We start from the raw sequence: 18,230 nt of genomic DNA on the forward strand, positions 1-18,230 counted from the left end.
GCAAGATTATGATGGTAAAACAGGAAGTTCACGACATAGACACGCCCACGGGCACGATGCGCTGTTATCTCTATCGTCCCGACAGCGAGGGCTTGTTCTCGACGATCATCTTTTACTCGGAGATTTTCCAACAGACCGCACCCATCGCGAGAGCCGCAACCATGTTGGCCGGTCACGGTTTCGTGGTCTTGGTGCCGGAAGTCTTCCATGAGCTCAACCCCATAGGCACAGTGTTGGCCTATGACGATGAGGGCAAAGATAAGGGCAATCAGGACAAGTTTACCAAGGCGCTGGAGCATCACGACAGCGACACTCAGGCCTTAGTCGACTTTGCCATGAGCCAAGCATTCTGCACCAATCAGATCGGGGCCATGGGCGTCTGTATCGGCGGTCATCTAGCCTACCGCGCCGCGCTCAATATCGACGTCGTCGGTGCCTTCTGTCTCTACCCTACTGACATTCACTCAGGTACCCTGCCGGCCAATCCGGGTAATGATTCCCTGAGCCGTACCGGCGATATAGACGGTGAGTTAGTGCTGGTGTTTGGCAAGCAAGATCCCCATGTGCCGAGCGAGGGGCGCAGGCTCATCTATGACAGACTGACGGAGACGCGGCGCAAGTTTACCTATCTCGAGGTCAATGCCCAGCATGCCTTTATGCGTGATGAGGGCGACAGATACGATCCCGCGCTGGCGCTGCAGATCTATCAGCAGGCGGTGGCCTTCTTCCATCGGGTGCTGCGCTAAACTGATTATGTAGAAGTATTATGAACAAAAAGGCGAACCTAAGGTTCGCCTTTTTACTTTGGCCTAGATAATGGTTAGAGCCATTTGCGGCGCCTGAACAGCCAGATCAGTACCGCAGTGATGCTAAGCATCACGCCCCAAACGATGAAGTAGCCATCTTTATGTTTCAGCTCTGGGATATACTCGAAGTTCATGCCATAGATACCGGCGATAAAGGTCAGCGGCACGAAGATGGCGGTAATGATGGTCAGCACCTTCATGATGTTATTTAGCCTGTGGGCGCTGATGGAAATGTAACCGTCGATGAGATCGCTTGAGACCTGATAGAAGAGGTCCGCCAGACTGGCCGCCCTGTGTTGATGCTCGCACACGTCGTTGATCTCATGGTAGAGGCTGTCGTCGAAGGGGACTGAGGGCTCGCTGCGCAGGCTGTCGAACAGCTCCACATGGTAGTGAAAGTTGCGTCTCAGCCGGGTGAGATCTGTCTTGTAGAGTACCACCTCGGCCAAGATCTTATCGTCCGCCGTGGTGAGCATCACAGTTTCCAGCTCCTCCAGGCGGCTCTCGAGATCGAATAGGATCTTATGGTAGCGCTTAATCACATAGCGACTGAGTTTCAGCGCCACGGCACCTGTGTTTTGCAGCGACAGCTCGCCCGCCTCAAGCGAGGTCATGGTGCGCTCGATGGAGAGGGAACGCTTGCTGTGTCGGGTCACGATAAAACGCGGCCCCACAAACAGCGCCAGTACTATGTTGTCGCAGTTGATGGAGTCTGAATCGGCCGACAAGCCCCTAAGCAGAATAAAGGTATGATCGTCGAAGTCCTCTATCTTAGGAGGATGGCGATCCCGCGAGGCGTCCTGTAGCGCCAATGGGTGCAGGCCGAAATCCCGCTGCAGCGACTCGCTCAACTCATCGTCTATCTCACCGTCGATATTGAGCCAGAGTATGGTGTCGTCGCGCTGCTGCCAGCTGGCGACCTGAGACGCGTCTCCCCGGGTGAGCGAATCATCTTGCGGATCATAGAGTAATGTCGTGAGCATCGCGGCCCCCTGTAGGTTAATCGCTTTGTACTTGAGTATGGTCTTTCTCGGGCGATTCGCTCAAGGGCTTGGCCTGAGTGTGCGCCTGAGTCAGTTTCAACACCCCTTTCTGTAGCATCAGGTTATTCGGATAGGTGATGGTGATGCCATCGCTGCGTTCTATCAGCACATGAAACAGGCTGATCTCGGCGATGATACCGCTGACATCCTCATCCTTGTCGATGATCTTGATGCGATCGCCAATACGGTAGGGGAAGACGAAGAAGATCAATATGCCAGCGGTGATGTTACTCAATATCGACCATTGGGCCACCAGGGCGACACCAAGCACGGCAAATACCGAGGAGATAAACAGGGAGACCTGTTGATACTCTATGCCCAGAGAAACCACCCAGAGACAGGCGATGATGATAAACAGCAGGTAGGTAATATATTGGGTCACCATCTTGGTGCGCTTAAAGGAGACCTGTTTGGCCTCGGAAAGCTTGGCGATCCAGTTGGTCAGTAGACGTTGGGCGAAGATGAAGATGCCGATATAGAGGCAGCTGATGAGTAGGGTTTGTGTCATGGTCAATCACAAATGAGCCAAAGATTTCAAACAAATACTACAAGCCTAGCATGATTGCAATGTGAGAATGCCGGGTCGATTGCAAGGCTAAAATGTGGGGGCAAATGCAGCGCGCAAAAGCGGGCTGAGTGGGGAAGGGGGCCTCATGCCTGTTTATGGCCTTTAGCCTTATCCTTCACTTATAGAGTCAAAAGGATTTGCCTGCTGTGTTAACTGCGATTTTGCGGCATACTAGCGGCTTTTACCGTGGCATTTTTTTTGCGCCATTCATTGAAGCCCTAGGCATAGCCGCAGCAACGGAGAGACAGATGTCAGATTACACCACCCTTTATGCCGGCGAAGATGACCACGGCCCCCTGCTGGTGATGGAAGATAAGGAGGTTCGCCTGCTCTCCTTTGGCGATAACGATGAGCAGAGTAAGCTGCACAAGTCGGCGTTGCATGTGCCTATGCATACGTATCTGCAGGCCATGTTGTTGGTGCTGCTGTTTATTAAGCCCAAGCGGGTGATAATACTCGGGTTGGGTGGTGGTGGCCTGATCCACGCACTGCGTAACTTCGACCGGGGGATCAATATTACCGCCGTCGAGCTGCGCGAGGCGGTGATCGAGGTGGCCAAGCGCTACTTCTGGTTGCCGCTGGGGAAGAAGCTCAACCTGATCCACCAAGATGCCAATGAGTTTCTGACCGAGGCTAACCACAAGAAGGCCGATGTGATCTTCGCCGACATCTACCATGGTGACGGGGTGGACGAGCAGCAGCTAAGCGAGACCTTCATCGCCAACGCCGCGGGTCTGCTTAAGGCAGAGGGGTATCTGGTGCTTAACTGTTGGAAGGAACATAGCCGCAACACCGCCTTGCTAACTCAACTAGAGCAACATTTCTGTGACGTGCGCGCCTGTCTGACCGGCGGTGGCAACTGGGTGGTACTCGCCGGCAAACAGGTGCGCCAGATAAGTGCCAGTGGTCTTAAGGCCGAGGCGCAGCAGTTGTCGCAACAGTTGGATTTTCCCCTGAGTCGCAGCCTGACGCGCTTCGAACCCTGGGAGTCATGATCCTGAGGTGTTGGCCTAATCGGTTTTTTGCCACCACAGATAGTTCAATCTTAAAAACCGATTAGTATGATAGTTTTTACCCGTTATATTTAATTGTCCAGTCTCGTTATTATCTCCTCATCGACAAAGAACACGGGGTCACGGCAGACGCCACACCCCACAAATTACTGTTAATAACGAGCACTGGAGCAAGCAATGACTCAATCAATCATCAACACCGAAATCAAGCCTTTTTCAGCCACTGCATACCACAATGGCGATTTCGTCTCTGTGACTGAGCAAGACCTACTGGGTAAGTGGTCAGTGGTTTTCTTCTACCCAGCCGACTTCACTTTCGTCTGCCCGACTGAACTGGGTGATATGGCTGACCATTACGAGAAGCTGCAGTCTATGGGTGTCGAAGTTTACTCAGTTTCTACCGACACTCACTTTACTCACAAGGCGTGGCACGATAGCTCAGACACTATCGGCAAGATCAACTACCCAATGATCGGCGACCCAACCGGTGTTATCTCACGTAACTTTGGCGTGATGATCGAAGAAGAAGGTCTGGCACTGCGCGGTACCTTCGTGATCAACCCGGAAGGTCAGATCAAGGTTGCCGAGGTTCATGACCTGGGTATCGGTCGTAGCGCTTCTGAGCTGGTTCGTAAGATTCAAGCGGCTCAGTATGTTGCGACTCACGATGGTGAAGTTTGCCCGGCAGCATGGCAGCCAGGTGAAGAGACCCTAGCACCTTCACTTGACCTGGTCGGTAAGATCTAAGATCTCTCTTAAAGGTTGCCCGGGCCTCATCATCTCGGGCGACCCGGCGAAAGCCAAAATCGTTTAATCATCATTCTTTTTCATTGCCGGTTCACCTCCCCCTGCATGCGAGCCGGCAATTTTTCCCTATGTTTTGGCTCCCTATGGGAGCCACTTTTTCCTAGGAGTTATCATGTTAGATGCGAATGTGAAAAATCAGCTGACTACCTATCTGCAAAACCTCAAGCGCCCAGTTGAACTTGTCGTATCGGCAGATGAGCGTCCTAAAGCAAAAGAACTATTGTCGTTGGCAACCGATATTGCAGCGCTATCCCAATTAGTGTCATTGACCCAAGTTGAGGGTGAGCGCACTCCGTCAATGACTGTGACTAGCCCTGATACCGGTAGTCAGATCCATTTTGCCGGCCTGCCCATGGGGCACGAGTTTACCTCTCTGGTGCTGGCACTGCTGCACACAGGTGGCCATCCTATCAAGCTCGCCCCCGAGGTGATCGAGCAGATCCGCGACCTGCCGGGCGAGTATCGCTTCGAGACCTATGTGTCACTCAGCTGTCAAACCTGTCCCGAGGTGGTACAGGCGCTTAATATGATGGCGGCGATCAACCCTAATATTCAAAACACCATGATAGACGGCGCCCTGTTTCAGGATGAAGTGAACGAGCGCAACATCATGGCGGTGCCCTCTGTTTACCTCAACGGCGAGCCGTTTTCTGTCGGTGGTATCAGCGTGGTCGAGATCCTCAATAAGCTGGATGTTAACGCGGCCAGTCGTCAGGCGGAAAAGCTCAGCCAGAAAGAGGCCTTCGATGTGCTTGTGGTCGGTGGTGGTCCAGCTGGCGCATCGGCCGCCATCTATGCGGCCCGTAAGGGGCTGAGAACCGGTATCCTGGCGGACAAATTTGGCGGCCAGGTGGCCGAGACTGTGGGTATCGAAAACTTTATCTCGGTCAAGGCGACCGAAGGGCCTAAGCTGGTGGCAAACCTGGAAGCCCATGTTCACGACTATGATGTCGATATCATGGATAACCAACGCGCCCTGAGCCTCAAGTCAGGCGAGCTGTTTGAGATCCAGACCGAAAGCGGCGCACTGCTGCGCAGCAAGACGGTACTCTTGGCCACGGGCGCTCGCTGGCGCGAGATGAATGTACCGGGTGAGAAAGAGTACCGCGGCAAAGGCGTCGCCTACTGCCCTCACTGTGATGGCCCGCTGTTTAAAGACAAGCGTGTCGCCGTGATTGGCGGTGGTAACTCGGGCATAGAGGCGGCCATAGATTTGGCCAATATCGTCGAGCATGTTACCGTGCTGGAGTTCGACAGTAAGCTACGCGCCGACGAGGTGTTGCAGCGTAAGGCGGCTTCCATGGGCAATATCGACATCATCACCCAGGCGATGACCACAGAAGTGGTGGGCGATGGCACACGGGTACAAGGCCTGAACTACACAGACAGAGCCACGGGTGAGCAGCACCATGTACCGCTGTCGGGGATCTTCGTGCAGATTGGCCTGGTGCCAAATGCCGAGTGGCTCAAGGGCACGGTCGATCTCAGCGAACGCGGCGAGATCATGGTCGATGCCAAGGGCCAGACCTCATTGTCGGGGGTATTTGCCGCGGGCGATGTGACCGATTCGGCCTTTAAACAGATCATTATCGCCATGGGCAGCGGCGCAACGGCCTCCCTGGGTGCCTTCGACTATCTGATCCGTCTCGGCGAGCCGGCGGAGTCGGTTGCGGCTTAGGGAACAAATTGCTACAGATAAACAGCCAGCTTTATGCTGGCTGTTTTTTTATTCGTCTTTATAATTACTTAAGCTTATGACGATAGCAGAAGAGGGGCGGGCGCAGATACGATGAACAGTAAGCCAAAAAGCTTTGACGAACTCCTGACCCAAGAGACTCACCTCTATCTTTGCCGCTCGGTGAAGTGGACCGCCTATCTCTCGGTGTTCCTGCTGGTTGCCATCTTCCTCGCGACCATGCTTCAGAAGCATCATGTTTTAACCCTACAGGATCTCTTGGTATTGCAGATGCCCACTCTGTGTATCGCCCTGTTTGGGTTGGCGGGGATTCTCTATCGTCAGCCTGAGCAGCATCGCATGGGGCTAGTGCTGGCTTACCTCTTAGTACTCGAAGTCGCCTGGATCTATTTTGTGATTGGACATTACTGGCTGACCAGCACCTTAAGTATTCAATGGGAATATAGCTCCCTTGCCGCAGTCGATTCTGTTGTCGATGTCTTGGTGTTTACCTTTGCCATCTCTCTCTATCCCCTGCGCGGCTGGCTCTTGGTGAGCGTGGTGCCCTTGCTGACGGTGAGTATGGTGACGCGGCTTATCGAGATCCCGGAAAATCCCATTTTTGCCGTCACTAAGTTTATCTGTCTCTTTGTGATCATACTTACCGGGCAGAAGGTGCTGCTGCAGTGGTTTCGTAAGGCAATTCTGCGTAACGCCGAAAAATTGCAGCTATTGCAGCAATTTAAGCGGATGGCCCTGATAGACGGCCTGACAGACCTGAGCAATAGACGCCATTTCGACGAGGTACTGGCGCTTGAGATCAAGGCGTCCGAGCGCACCGGCGACCCCCTGAGCATCATCTTACTGGATGTGGATTTCTTTAAACGCCTCAACGATAGCCTGGGCCATGGCGAAGGCGATCGCTGTTTGATTCGGCTCGGTGAGGTGCTGCGCGGCGTGGCGTCTCGGCCTAGAGATCTGGCGGCGCGCTATGGCGGTGAGGAGTTTGCCATCATATTGCCCGATACCGATCTCGATGGGGCGCGTCATATTGCCGAGCAGATCCGTAATGGGCTAAAGAGCGCCGAGATTCCCCATCCAGACTCGATGCTGGGGGATTATGTCACCGTCTCTCAAGGGGTCAGCCTTTGGCAACCTTGGCTGGATGCCAACGAGCTGCTGGCCAGCGCAGATAGGCTGCTCTACCTGAGTAAGTCCCAGGGGCGGGATCGGTTTAACTGTGGGGTAGCCAAGGCGTAGGAGGCCGACGATAAGCTTGTCAGCCACCATTTAGCCTGATCCCTGTGAATCTCCCAGAGGGCTAGGCAGGCAGAAGGGACTTTGCTTCAGCTATATTTGGCATCTATGGCTTTGAGTGAGCGTAAAAACAGTCCCAGGCCGCCCACGGCCAGAACCAGGATGACCAAGAGGTCGAAGGTGGTCATGGTCCTGAGATTGAACCTCACACTGGCCAGCACGCCGAAGATAAGCGCCGTGAGTGACCCCAGGGTCAAAAGCCAACCCAGCAGATTTCTGGCGTTGTAGAAGATGATGCCTATGCCAAAGATCAGCGGGATCAGTATGGTGCCCCCGGTGATCCCCATGCCGCCGACGTTGTACAGTCGATAACCAAGGCTAAAGTTTGACGTCACGGAAATGGCGTTCAGCAGCAGGTAGAAACCGCCGCACATCATTACCAGGCCCACTAAAAACAGGCCTATTCCTCCGGAACTGCCGCCGGCTCCTCTCATTCGTCTATCCTCCATGTGTAAGCTTCCACTTTCTATTCCAAGTACTGGCTACATTGCATCGCTTCGATGTACGCTATGATAAGCGCCTTAGTGACCGGATTGGCTCAGCTTAATATGTTTTGCCGCAAGGTGATAGTCGTCACCTGTATGTTTTGAGCCACCATAAAAAAAAGCCCTCATGATGAGGGCTTTACGAAGTTCGCTCTGATTTAAGCTGTGGTATTAATGTTGTGACCACTATTTCCCACAGGCCCAGCGCTAGGCGCTGAGTCAACCGCTTCAATCAGTTGTAGTGCAATCTCTCCCTCTGCTTGCTGCTGCTCTTTGGCGAGCTGTGCAACTTTAACCCCAACGCTTCCATTGCTTAGGTTAGGTTGTAGATTACTGGTTCCAACTGTTATTGCCATGATTACCGCCTTAAACTGGGTGAGAGCCTATAGTTAACCGAAAAACTTTCGCTAAGGTTAACTATAGTGCTATCGGCAGGGTTTGGGAAAACTTTAGCCTATTCCAAATTAATTGGTGGCGCGCCGTCTCTCAAGCAACTTGCGTCCCATGCTGATGACGAAGGTGACGCCGATGGACGCGAAGATCAAGCCAATGGCCAGCCCAGCGTTTTGCAGCGCGGTCGGGTCGAGTGCCAGCATGCCGCCCAGACCTATCATCATGATCCCCGACATGAGTTTCAGGGTTTGGCCCTCTTTCTCGGTCAGCTTACGCTTGCCCAGGGTGGCGCTGAAGGCGATTACGATAGCCGCCAGTGGGATCACATAGACGATGTTGTAGAAGGCCAGGTAGAGGTAACGCTCGAAGGCCGGCAGCTCATGCATAGAGAGTACGCTGGTGTAGATCATCGGGAAGCCCGCGGTACACAGCAGCTCATAGGCGTTGGCCAGAATGGCTAACACCACAGTGCCGGCGATCATCGCCGCCATGCTGCTGGCACTGGTAAGCTTGCCCATACGCTTGATAAGGCCGGTGCGGTTTTCTGCCGACATGGAGAGGCTGACTTCCCCCTTGGTGAAGAAGTATTCCTTGATGTTGATGGCACCGGCGATCAGCGCCATGATCCCCGCCCCAAGAATGATGAGGCCACCGTCGCTACCCGCGCCCAGCAGCTCGAAGATGTTGAGCCAGGCGATCATAAACAGGAAGTAGATAAAGCCAGAGAAGAAGACGAAGATGCCGCCGACGATCAACATGCGACTGCGGCTCTTGGCGTTGACCATGATAGAGAGCAAGAACAACAACACGAAGAAGGCGCAGGGGTTAAAGGCATCGACCCCGGCCAGCACCACGGTCAGCACGGGCAGTGAGAGCTGCTCTGGTGCCACCACGCCGATAAGTGGCAGCTCTATGGGTTGTACCTTAGTGACTGGCGCGGTAGCGGTGCTTTCCTCCAGTCCCAGGTCACAGGTGCCGGGTTGGCTGCTGGCGCTACAGGTGGCAAACAGCGGCTCGCCTTCAGTGGCAGCCGTACCAGTCTGAGTCGCCTGGTCGTTTTCCTCCACCACGCCACCCAAGGCGCGATAACAGGCCTTGAGCTGCCCCAGAATAAATTGTCCGGTCACGGCCTCGCTGCTGTAGCCCACGGTAGCCTGTTCACAGGCGGCGATATAGGGCACAGAGCGGGCGGCAACCTTGGTCTGCTCGGCGACCGCCTGCCATTTCTCCCGGGTGCCCGCCTGAGACACCATGTGTGACTCCAGTTCTATCCAGGGATATTTTTCCGGCAGGCTATCGATAAAGGGGTGGGCCTCGGCGCAGTGGGGGCAGGTCTTAGACCAGAAGAAATAGAGCTTAATCTTCAGCTGACCGCCGGCGTCGACATAATGCCAGGTGGCATTTTGAGGTGCTGGCTGTCCTTCGGCCTGTGCGAAACTGGGTAGTGCGCTCGAGAGCATTAGAAAACAAAAAATCAGGGCTCTAAACATAATCCCTCCCCGGGAGCTGATTTGCCAAAAGACGATGACAAAGGCGTGAATCCTCTGCCTCTAGTGTACTGCGCGTGGTGGGGGAGGCTAAGTTTATGTTTCAGATTTGCAACGCAAATCTTGAAATGTACAGGAAGTGTTAACTGGCGCGGATTTTAGCCTATCGTCAACTTGCCGCCTCGCCTTTTTACAGGGAGGCGGGCTCTGGAATTGTATATACCCTAAACCTATTATTTCAGCTGCTGGTGGGCTGGAGCTGTGGTGCTGGCGATGATAGTTGCCTGCTCGCTCTGCTGGCACCAGTGGATGCTCAGGGTGCGGGTATCTTCCTTGCTGGCGGTTAACAACTTGGTGACCACAGGTTGGTTGTAGTCGGCCTTGGTCAGGAAACTCTTGACCCGTTCGATGCGGCGGTTGGCGAGCCAGAAATTGTATTCTCTGAGCTTCTTATCTGTCTCGCCCTTAAAGAGGGGAAACTCCAGTAGCAGGTAACCGCTATCTGTCTGAGTCTTCTCGATCAGCTGCTGCAGCTGTTTGGCATATCGGCTATCGAAGTAAGAGCTGTTTTTCTCGAAGGGGATATCGCCAAAGCTAATGTTTTGTGGGCAGGCAGCACCGGCTTGGGCGGTAAAGAGACATGACAACATCACCAGTAGCAATCGCTTCATAGTGAACACCTCCATTGTGTTTTTAGAGTATTAAGCTGAATTAGGAGGGGGAATTTAGGGGATTATCGCTCGAAAAGCAACCATGTTTGATGTAGGGGATGGGCGAAAATTCCAGCTTTTTTGCGTATTTAACCCGGCGTCAGGTTTCAGTCGAACCGCATCTAAATGGTTTTACTTAGTTATTTTAATAAGTCACTGTAAAGATGACAGATTATTGACTAACTATGCAGTAAAAAAATTTTTTGATAATTTTTCACTTTGGCCAGCACATGGCGTAAACTTGGTAAAAGTTGTGTGCAACTTAATAATGGCGTTCCAATTCATGAGTCAATCCACGAGCCAAGATACTCAGCCTAACCCCCTGGCCCTCGAAAATCAGATCTGTTTCTCGCTTTATAGCGCCGCCAATGCCATGGTGCGTGCCTATCGTCCCTTGCTGGAGGCGCTGGACTTGACCTATTCCCAATATCTGGCGATGTTGGTGCTATGGCAGGAGCCGGGGATCAGCGTCAAGACCCTAGGTGAGCAGCTGCATCTGGATTCGGGCACCCTGACCCCGCTGCTGAAACGTTTGGAAGCCAAAGGACTGGTGACCCGTGGGCGCAGCGAGGCCGATGAGCGGGTGCGGGTACTCCAGCTGACTGATGCCGGCAAGGCGTTAGAGCAGCAGGCTAGGTCTATTCCTATGCAGATGCGTTGCAAACTTGGGGGCGAGCCCGAGGAGTTTATTGAACTCAAGCGCCTGTGTGACAAGGCCTACCGTTATCTGGATGCGGCGAGTCAGGGTTAATCTAATTAGATTCATAAAGCGAAAGGATGCGATATGCAAGCAGTGGATTTAGTGGTGATTGGTGGCGGCATAACTGGGGTGGGCATCGCCCAGTGTGCCCAGGCCGCCGGCTACTCTGTGGTGCTGCTTGAGAAGGATAATCTGGGCGAGAAGACCTCATCCAACTCGAGCAAGTTGATCCACGGCGGCCTGCGTTACTTAGAGTCGGGCCAACTTGGTTTGGTGCGCCAATCCTTGGCCGAGCGCAAGGCACTACTGACCTTGGCCCCCGAGCTGGTCAAGCCTGTGCCTTTCTATATTCCTATCTATCGGGGCAGTCAGCGCGGCCCCCTGGCCATTCGCGCCGGGTTGAGTCTGTACGCCCTGCTGAGCGAACTGGATCCCCTGGGCCAGTTTCAGTCTGTGCCGGCCAGTCGCTGGAGTGAGCTGGCCGGTCTCAAGCTTAAGGGGCTGCGCGCCGTGTTTCGTTACTGGGACGCCCAGACCGACGATGGTGCCCTGACTCGCGCGGTTGCCGAGAGTGCCAGACAGCTGGGCGCCGAGCTGCTGACCCATGTCAGCCTGGAGCAGATAGAGCACAGGCCTGATTCCTGCATCGTCAGCTTTAGCCATGGAGGGGAGATTCGCTGCCTCAGCAGTCGCTGCGTCATTAATGCCACCGGGCCTTGGGTCAATCAGACGCTCGAGCGGGTCACCCCTAAGGTAGAGGTATCGCCGGTGGAGCTGGTGCAGGGGAGTCACCTGGTACTGGATATCCCCGCGCCCAGCGGCATCTTCTATCTGGAGTCTATCTTCGATAAGCGAGTGGTGTTTGTCATGCCCTGGCAGGGCAAGACAATGATAGGCACCACAGAGACCCCAATCGATAATGTGGAGGCGGCGGGGGTGACGCCAGCCGAGGAAGCCTATCTGCTGGGGATCTACCGTCATTACTTTCCCCTGTGTGAGAATGATGGCGTGCTGGAGGCGCGCATCATAGGGCGATACTGCGGCGTGCGCGTGCTGCCCAAGCAGGGCGGCGAGGCGTTCGACCTGCCCAGGGATACCATGATGCTGTCACGCGATACCCATCCCAACCTACTCACCGTCTATGGCGGTAAGCTCACCACCTTCAGGCACACGGCCAAGGAGGCGCTGGCCTGGGTCAAGAGTCGTCGCGGCCCCAAGCCGATACGCGCCGATGTCGATAAGTTGCGCCTCACTCCCGTGACAGATGAGGCGCTGCTAAGCGAATCGCCCACGGCGACAGGTGATTTTTCTCCCCAAAAAGGCTAAAGTAGGGCGCCTTTTTTAAGCCAAGCTGCGAGCAAACCATCCGTGAAGTGTGCCTATTTCGATGCTAATCAGTGTCTTTCCTGCCGTCATATCGAGACGCCCCTGAGTGATCAGCTGGCGGCGAAAACGGCGACCCTAGAGGCATTGCTCAAGGATCTGCCGGTGGAGCAGTGGCTTCCTCCCGTGGTGGGGCCTGAGAGAGGTTTTCGTAACAAGGCCAAGATGGTGGTGCTGGGCGCGGCCCATGAGCCGATACTCGGACTGGTGAGCCCGAGCGGCGAGGCGGTGAGCCTATGTGATTGCAGCCTCTATCCTCAGGATATGCAGCAGTTGCTGCAACGATTAGAGGCGTTCGTGCGCCAGGCCGGCATCCCGCCCTATAGGGTCGATAAGGCCAAGGGCGAGCTTAAGTTTATCCTGCTGACCCGCAGTCAGGTACGCGGCGAGTATATGCTGCGTTTCGTGATGCGCTCGGAGCAGGCCATCCCCCGTATCGAACGTGAACTGCCAAAACTGTTAGCCGAGCACCCTGAGATCAAGGTGGTGTCGGTGAATCTGCAGCCCGTACATATGGCAATTTTGGAGGGAGAGGAGGAGATCTTCCTCACCGAGGCGACTCGGTTGGAGGAGGAGTTTAATGGCGTGCCCCTCTACATTCGCCCCAAGAGCTTCTTCCAGACCCATCCCGAGGTGGCGGCGAAACTCTATCTTAGCGCGCGGGAGTGGACCGGTGAGCTGGCGCCAAAATCGATTTGGGATCTGTTCTGTGGCGTCGGCGGTTTTGGCTTGCACTGCGCCTCGAAAGAGGTGGCCCTCACCGGCATAGAGATCGAGGCCGAGGCGATCGCCTGCGCCAAGATGTCGGCCGAGACGCTGGGGCTTGATAAGGTACGCTTCACCGCGCTGGACTCGACCAGCTTCGCCAGCGACAGCCGCGGCGAAGAGAAGCCGGAGCTTATCATAGTCAACCCGCCCAGACGCGGTATCGGCGAGGCCCTGTGCCACTCCCTGAGCGAGTTTGCCCCTAAGGCAATTCTCTACTCCAGCTGTAATCCCAAGACGCTGGCCAAAGATCTACATTGCATCTCAGGCTACCGGGTGACCAAGGTGCAGCTGTTTGACATGTTCCCCCACACAGAACATTTCGAGGTGCTGGTGATGTTGCAGCACATTGGCGACTAGCCGCTGAGCTCTCTAAGCCCGCCTAACACTTCCCGGTCTGTCATCAGACGGTCATCTGTCTGTCATAATCTCATTAACCTATATTTCAAAAGGCTGCGCGCAACATAGCGGCGCGGCCAAATCTCGGCTCTGGCTTGACGGAGGGTGACCAATTGGGTGAGGTGTTTAAGCAGTTTCTGCTCTTGGGACTGATGAGTTTTGGGGGGCCTGCGGCCCATATAGGCTATTTTAAGCGACGTTTCGTAGATGAACTCAGCTGGCTGGATGCGGAGCGTTTCGGTGCCATAGTCGCCATGAGTCAGGTGATCCCAGGGCCGGGCTCGAGCCAGGTGGGCTTCGCCATCGGGCATCACAGGGCGGGGCTGCAAGGTGCCATCGCCGCCTTTCTCGGCTTTACCTTACCCTCCTTTCTGCTGCTCTATCTCTTGGCGGTGGCGAGTGTCAGCTGGCTCGATACCAGCTGGTTTCAGGGGCTTATCCATGGCCTCAAGTTGATGGCGGTCGTGGTGGTGACCGACGCCGTTCTGAGCATGTTTAAACAGTTCTGCCGTCGCGGCGCGACTAGGCTCTTGATGCTGCTCTGCGCCTCGCTGACCCTGTTTGTCGGCACCCTGGCTAGCCAGCTGGGCATGTTGCTTCTGGCCGGTGTGTTTGGGAGCTTGTTATTGGCGCCAACAGCGCTGCAAGATGGCGAGAAGGGCGGACAGAAAGGCGTCCAAGGCTATGTTGTTGATACCTTGCGACCTCAGATGCTGCCGCTGGCGCTGTTTATCTCGCTGTTTGGCCTGTCGCTTTTCTGGCTGGGGACTGGCCATAGTCTGGCGCAGTTGTTTGCCCAGTTCTATCAGGCGGGGTCCCTGGTGTTTGGTGGTGGTCACGTGGTGCTGCCGCTACTGGAGGCGAGCGTGGGGCAGCAGCTGACCAATGAGCGTTTCCTGACCGGTTATGCCTTGGCGCAGGCGGTGCCGGGCCCCATGTTTACCCTGGCGGCCTTTCTTGGCGCCGAATCCTGGTTTGAGTCGCCGCTGCTGGGGGCCCTGGTGGCGACCCTCGCCATCTTCTTTCCGGGATTTTTGCTGCAACTCTCCCTGCTGCGCAGCTGGCATGGCCTGATGGGGCGGGCGAGATTTCGCGGCGCCATCATGGGGCTTAACGCCGCCGTGGTGGGCCTGCTGCTGGCGGCGTTAATCTCACCTGTGATAACCAGTGCCATCCTCGCCTGGCCCGATGCCTTGTTGGTGCTGGCGGGGCTGGCCTGGCAGCTGCGTTATCGGCCCAGCATTCTCATGCTCTTGCTCTGCTTCGCGCTGGCGGGGATGCTGCTTGCTGCCTTGGGCACACTCGTTTAGTGCTATTGAGTTAAGTTTTGTTGGTTGCGCCAGGTTAGGGTGAGGCTGGCGCCGCCGAGTTCATCTGACTTTGCCACCTCTAGCCGGCCCTGATGCCAGATGGCTATCTTACGGGCGATGTAGAGCCCCAGACCATAGCCGGAACTATCGGCCTGTTCCTTGTCCCTTGCGAAGGCGGCCAGTAGCTGCTTGCCCTTGCCTTCGAAGCCGGGCCCATCGTCTTCGACCGTGATCTGGCATTGATCCTTGTCGCAGCAAAAGCGCACCTGGATCTTATGTTTGGCGAAGCGCAGGGCGTTCATGATCAGGTTTTGGGTGGCTATGGTCATGGAGTTGGCATCGAATACCGCAAGCCTGTCGTCGGCGCTAAACTCTATGCTTATCTTGTCTTGATAGAGGGCAAACTTCTCCTCTAACTGTTCGAGAAAGGCTTGGGTGGCGATCGTCTGTTTCTGTATTTTCGCCTCCCTGTGTTCCAGCTTGGCGAAGGAGAGATAGTTGTTGGCCAGCTGCTCAATCTCATCGATATCGGCGTTGAGTCGCTGCCAGTATTTCTCATCCAGCTCGGCCTTGCTCAGCTGCAGGGCGAAGCGCATGCGAGCCAGGGGGGTCCGGACCTCGTGGGAGATGGTGCGCGACAGCTCCTTGTGCATCTGCAGGAAGTCCACTATCTGCAGCGTGACCTCATGGAACACCTTGGCCAGGGGATAGATGGCCGAGCGTTTGTTGATCGTCTGCTCCATCCTTCTCGGGTTGGCACCGAACTCCACCGCGGATGCTTGCAGGCGGGCGAGATCCCGAAACAGGGGCCAGATAAGCAGCAGGGCCAAGCAGCCCAGGCTGGCATAGAGGGCGAAGATGATAAGCTCTGTGGGCACAGGTTGTCTGGCTGGGCTCTGAATGGGGCCTAAGGCGAGCACCTTTTTTGTCGCTTTATCTAGCGGCTTGTCCTTCGCCTTGTTCGAGTCGAGCGACTGTCGATAGTAGTAGGTCTTGTTACCGCTCAGGGTGAGGGCGATGGTTTCGCCGCGGGCGAGTTTGTCGGCCAGATCTTGAGGCAGCGCGAGCTCGTCTCTGGACAGCTCGCGGATGAGAAGCTTGTTGTCTGCCTCATTCAGGCTGTGAAACACGCTGTCGACATCTATCTGGTAGGACTCTAGCTGATGTTGCATGGCGCTGTGGATCTCGCTGAAGGACCAGATGATCAGCGCGCTGCTTAAGATCAGCAGGGCGTAGAGACGGTAGAATTGAAATTTCATCCCTTATCCGCGGTCTGGGGCTGATAGTTAAACAGGTAGCCCTGGCCGTGTACCGTCTTGATGGTGAGTCCGGCGATCTGATAGCTGTCGATTTTCTTTCTCAGGCGGCTGATCTTGAGATCGATCGCCCGGTCGAGGCCATCATAGGGGCGGCCCACATACTGCTCGAACAGATATTCGCGGCTGAGTACCTTGCCCGGGTGTTGGGCGAAGATCCACAAGAGATCGAACTCCTGAGTGGTCACCTTCTGGGGGCGATCGCCTATGGTCAGCAGTTGATGGGTATGATCTATGGTGAAGTCGTGTAGGGTAACGGCCTGAGGGGCTGCCTCGCCGGGGAATTTCCTCAGGTTGGCCTTGATGCGAGCCACCAACAGCTCAGGGTTGACCGGTTTAACGATATAGTCGCTGGCACCCAACTCCAGGCCCTTTATCTGCTCCTGCTGGCCGTCGAGGGCGGTCATGAAGATGATCATGCACTGGTAGCGCGCCTGTAACTCGGCGAACAGGCTAAAGCCATCTGTGTCGGGCAACATGATGTCACAGATAATGAGATCGAAGTTGAGATCGGCGGGCAAATTAGCCACCGCCTGGGCCGATTCGCTGTGGGTCAGGTCGAAGCCTTGCTGCGTCAGGTACAGCAGGGTGAGCTCGGCCAAATCCAGATCGTCTTCAATCAGGAGTATCTTAGGTTTGCTCATAACAGGTTCCAGTTGAGTCCTCGGCGTTTGCGGGTGTTGACGGGCTGATAGGTGGCGATCTGTATGGTCACCTCATCGAGCACCTTGTTGTTGAGATCTTTGATTTGTACCTGGGTGTCTTTGGTGAGAGTCAGCTCGAGCAGGTGATCCACGCTCAGGCGGTCGAAACACTGCTCCGGCTTCTCCTTGAGGGCGACCCAGATACAGGTCTGCTCCAAGGCCTCTAGTCTGTAGCTTATCTTGAGCGTTAGATGGCAGGGACTTCCCGCCTCGAGTACCGCGCAGGTCTTGGGCTTGATATTGACCTGGGTGCTATTGCCCTGGCAGTAGAAGCTGGTGGTCAGGGCCAGCAACAACATGCACTGTATCAGCTTGATGGCGTTAGAAGGCATAGCTGACTCCAATGAACCCGGATAGGTAGCCATCCTTCTCTACCATGAGGTTCTTAGTGATCTCATCTCCTAACCAAGTGTAGGTGACAATCGCTACGAAATTAATATCTTGCCACAGGGGGACATTGACGACGCCGCTGGTATGGTAGTTGATAGCCGCCGATTGGGGTTGTTGCGCCCGGCCGCGGCCCAGTTCCTCCTGGGTAAAGTGGTAGTAGTAGCTGATCAGCTGGCTGCTCTTGCGTATCGCACCGACTTCGAAACCCAGTGCACCCCAGGAAAATGCCATGTTTTTCTTGGCCTTGAAGTGGATCTCGTTGCCCTGATGTACACCACTGATATCGTGAAAATAGCCCAGGGTGAAATCGCTGTAGGGAGTCAGCCAGGTGGTGCTGAGGCCACCCAGGTAGGAGATGTGACGCTCAATGGGTACCTCGGGGATTTCCGGACCAAACAGGGGTTGTTTGTTGGGCTTATAGCCGAGAATGTCACTCAAGAAGACCTTGTTCCAACCATCCAGTTCGAAGAAGAAGCCATCTTCGTTGAGGCGGGTCTGCAGGTCGACCAATAGGCTGTCTGACTCATACAGGCTATAGCCCAGGGTGAAGTTCTCGACATAGAAGCGGTCATCATAGTAGGACCAGCTCGGCAGGACATAGGTGGTGATATCGTCTGACTTGGCCCTGGGGTTCTCGATGCCACCATAGCCCAAGGCGAGGGTGAAATGAAATTCGCCCGTGGTAATGTCATCTATCTGCTCTTCGGCCCTAGCCTCGCTCAGGAGCAGCCCTGTGAGGAAAATAAGACCGGACAAGAGGTACTTCATGGCCTTCATCCACATCCCGAAACTGAAATTAGCATCTAAAACCATCTCAGGTTAAAAGTCTGTAAAAATATATATAAGTGTACAAAATGCTACATGCCTTGGCAGGGTTTTTCGAGTAGAGCCTTTAGGTTAGCGCTAATCGAGGCATTTAAGATCTGTCCCCTGCCAAGCTTAGCCGTGACTTTGTTGTA

Annotated in this window: 19 protein-coding genes; 9 read left to right on the top strand and 10 right to left on the bottom strand. The window is 55.0% G+C overall.

Translation table 11 applies throughout. The features are described 5' to 3' along the window. Nucleotides 1-8: 8 nt before the first annotated feature. Complete coding sequence (locus tag L2731_RS06725; RefSeq protein WP_249252377.1) at nucleotides 9-746, top strand: dienelactone hydrolase family protein; 738 nt, start codon at nucleotides 9-11, stop codon at nucleotides 744-746. A gap of 74 nt (nucleotides 747-820) precedes the next feature. Here the strand turns inward: L2731_RS06725 and L2731_RS06730 are convergent, their stop codons facing one another. Both L2731_RS06730 and L2731_RS06735 read right to left on the bottom strand, forming a co-directional pair. After that, the gene (locus tag L2731_RS06730) at nucleotides 821-1,789 is read right to left on the bottom strand and encodes a magnesium transporter CorA family protein (protein ID WP_239849661.1); all 969 of its coding nucleotides are present in this window, start codon (nucleotides 1,787-1,789) and stop codon (nucleotides 821-823) included. A 16-nt stretch (nucleotides 1,790-1,805) separates the two neighbouring features. Next, nucleotides 1,806-2,357 (bottom strand): mechanosensitive ion channel domain-containing protein, encoded by a 552-nt coding sequence (locus L2731_RS06735; protein WP_249252378.1) that lies wholly within the window; start codon nucleotides 2,355-2,357, stop codon nucleotides 1,806-1,808. 308 nt (nucleotides 2,358-2,665) lie between these two features. Between L2731_RS06735 and L2731_RS06740 the strand changes: the two genes are divergently transcribed. The 4 genes from L2731_RS06740 to L2731_RS06755 all read left to right on the top strand — a co-directional run bounded on the left by L2731_RS06740 (nucleotide 2,666) and on the right by L2731_RS06755 (nucleotide 7,172). Continuing rightward, nucleotides 2,666-3,412: a spermidine synthase gene (locus L2731_RS06740; RefSeq protein WP_249252380.1), complete on the top strand. Its 747-nt coding sequence runs from the start codon at nucleotides 2,666-2,668 to the stop codon at nucleotides 3,410-3,412. 195 nt (nucleotides 3,413-3,607) lie between these two features. Further along, nucleotides 3,608-4,177 (top strand): alkyl hydroperoxide reductase subunit C, encoded by a 570-nt coding sequence (ahpC, locus tag L2731_RS06745; protein ID WP_041510132.1) that lies wholly within the window; start codon nucleotides 3,608-3,610, stop codon nucleotides 4,175-4,177. A 172-nt stretch (nucleotides 4,178-4,349) separates the two neighbouring features. Beyond that, the gene (gene ahpF, locus L2731_RS06750; RefSeq protein WP_249252382.1) at nucleotides 4,350-5,915 is read left to right on the top strand and encodes an alkyl hydroperoxide reductase subunit F; all 1,566 of its coding nucleotides are present in this window, start codon (nucleotides 4,350-4,352) and stop codon (nucleotides 5,913-5,915) included. A gap of 111 nt (nucleotides 5,916-6,026) precedes the next feature. Further along, on the top strand, nucleotides 6,027-7,172 hold the full coding sequence (locus tag L2731_RS06755; protein WP_249252383.1) for a GGDEF domain-containing protein: 1,146 nt from the start codon (nucleotides 6,027-6,029) through the stop codon (nucleotides 7,170-7,172). A gap of 86 nt (nucleotides 7,173-7,258) precedes the next feature. Here the strand turns inward: L2731_RS06755 and L2731_RS06760 are convergent, their stop codons facing one another. The 4 genes from L2731_RS06760 to L2731_RS06775 form a co-directional block, all read right to left on the bottom strand. Then, nucleotides 7,259-7,663 carry a hypothetical protein gene (locus L2731_RS06760; protein WP_041510135.1) on the bottom strand — a complete coding sequence of 135 codons (405 nt, stop codon included), beginning with the start codon at nucleotides 7,661-7,663 and terminating at the stop codon, nucleotides 7,259-7,261. 209 nt (nucleotides 7,664-7,872) lie between these two features. Then, nucleotides 7,873-8,070, bottom strand: a complete 198-nt coding sequence (locus tag L2731_RS06765; protein ID WP_011864602.1) for a hypothetical protein — start codon at nucleotides 8,068-8,070, stop codon at nucleotides 7,873-7,875. A gap of 108 nt (nucleotides 8,071-8,178) precedes the next feature. After that, nucleotides 8,179-9,597, bottom strand: coding sequence for a cytochrome C biosynthesis protein (locus L2731_RS06770; RefSeq protein WP_249252384.1), 1,419 nt, complete (start codon nucleotides 9,595-9,597; stop codon nucleotides 8,179-8,181). Nucleotides 9,598-9,827: 230 nt separating this feature from the next. Beyond that, nucleotides 9,828-10,265: an OmpA family protein gene (locus tag L2731_RS06775; protein ID WP_249252385.1), complete on the bottom strand. Its 438-nt coding sequence runs from the start codon at nucleotides 10,263-10,265 to the stop codon at nucleotides 9,828-9,830. Between the two features lie 322 nt (nucleotides 10,266-10,587). On the opposite strand from L2731_RS06775, the gene ohrR reads away from it, so the two are divergent. The 4 genes from ohrR (at nucleotide 10,588) to chrA (ending at nucleotide 14,861) form a co-directional block, all read left to right on the top strand. Next, the gene (gene ohrR, locus L2731_RS06780) at nucleotides 10,588-11,055 is read left to right on the top strand and encodes a transcriptional regulator OhrR (protein WP_249252386.1); all 468 of its coding nucleotides are present in this window, start codon (nucleotides 10,588-10,590) and stop codon (nucleotides 11,053-11,055) included. Nucleotides 11,056-11,088: 33 nt separating this feature from the next. Then, nucleotides 11,089-12,330 carry a glycerol-3-phosphate dehydrogenase/oxidase gene (locus L2731_RS06785; protein WP_249252387.1) on the top strand — a complete coding sequence of 414 codons (1,242 nt, stop codon included), beginning with the start codon at nucleotides 11,089-11,091 and terminating at the stop codon, nucleotides 12,328-12,330. Between the two features lie 42 nt (nucleotides 12,331-12,372). Further along, nucleotides 12,373-13,512: a 23S rRNA (uracil(747)-C(5))-methyltransferase RlmC gene (rlmC, locus tag L2731_RS06790; protein WP_249252388.1), complete on the top strand. Its 1,140-nt coding sequence runs from the start codon at nucleotides 12,373-12,375 to the stop codon at nucleotides 13,510-13,512. 152 nt (nucleotides 13,513-13,664) lie between these two features. Beyond that, nucleotides 13,665-14,861 (top strand): chromate efflux transporter, encoded by a 1,197-nt coding sequence (gene chrA, locus L2731_RS06795; RefSeq protein WP_249252496.1) that lies wholly within the window; start codon nucleotides 13,665-13,667, stop codon nucleotides 14,859-14,861. A gap of 2 nt (nucleotides 14,862-14,863) precedes the next feature. On the opposite strand, the gene L2731_RS06800 is transcribed toward chrA, so the two are convergent. Genes L2731_RS06800 through L2731_RS06815 form a run of 4 tightly spaced genes read right to left on the bottom strand, consistent with a single transcriptional unit; the run spans nucleotide 14,864 to nucleotide 18,039 of the window. Then, nucleotides 14,864-16,120, bottom strand: coding sequence for an ATP-binding protein (locus tag L2731_RS06800; protein ID WP_249252389.1), 1,257 nt, complete (start codon nucleotides 16,118-16,120; stop codon nucleotides 14,864-14,866). Further along, nucleotides 16,117-16,821, bottom strand: coding sequence for a response regulator transcription factor (locus tag L2731_RS06805; RefSeq protein ID WP_249252390.1), 705 nt, complete (start codon nucleotides 16,819-16,821; stop codon nucleotides 16,117-16,119). The genes L2731_RS06800 and L2731_RS06805 overlap by 4 nt, the downstream gene beginning before the upstream one ends. After that, nucleotides 16,818-17,213: a DUF3019 domain-containing protein gene (locus L2731_RS06810; RefSeq protein WP_239849673.1), complete on the bottom strand. Its 396-nt coding sequence runs from the start codon at nucleotides 17,211-17,213 to the stop codon at nucleotides 16,818-16,820. Before L2731_RS06810 ends, L2731_RS06805 begins: the two co-directional genes overlap by 4 nt. Continuing rightward, on the bottom strand, nucleotides 17,203-18,039 hold the full coding sequence (locus tag L2731_RS06815; protein WP_239849674.1) for a MipA/OmpV family protein: 837 nt from the start codon (nucleotides 18,037-18,039) through the stop codon (nucleotides 17,203-17,205). The genes L2731_RS06810 and L2731_RS06815 overlap by 11 nt, the downstream gene beginning before the upstream one ends. Between the last annotated feature and the right edge of the window lie 191 nt (nucleotides 18,040-18,230).

It is taken from the genome of Shewanella aquimarina, assembly GCF_023349185.1.
In the GTDB taxonomy this organism is placed as follows: domain Bacteria; phylum Pseudomonadota; class Gammaproteobacteria; order Enterobacterales; family Shewanellaceae; genus Shewanella; species Shewanella aquimarina.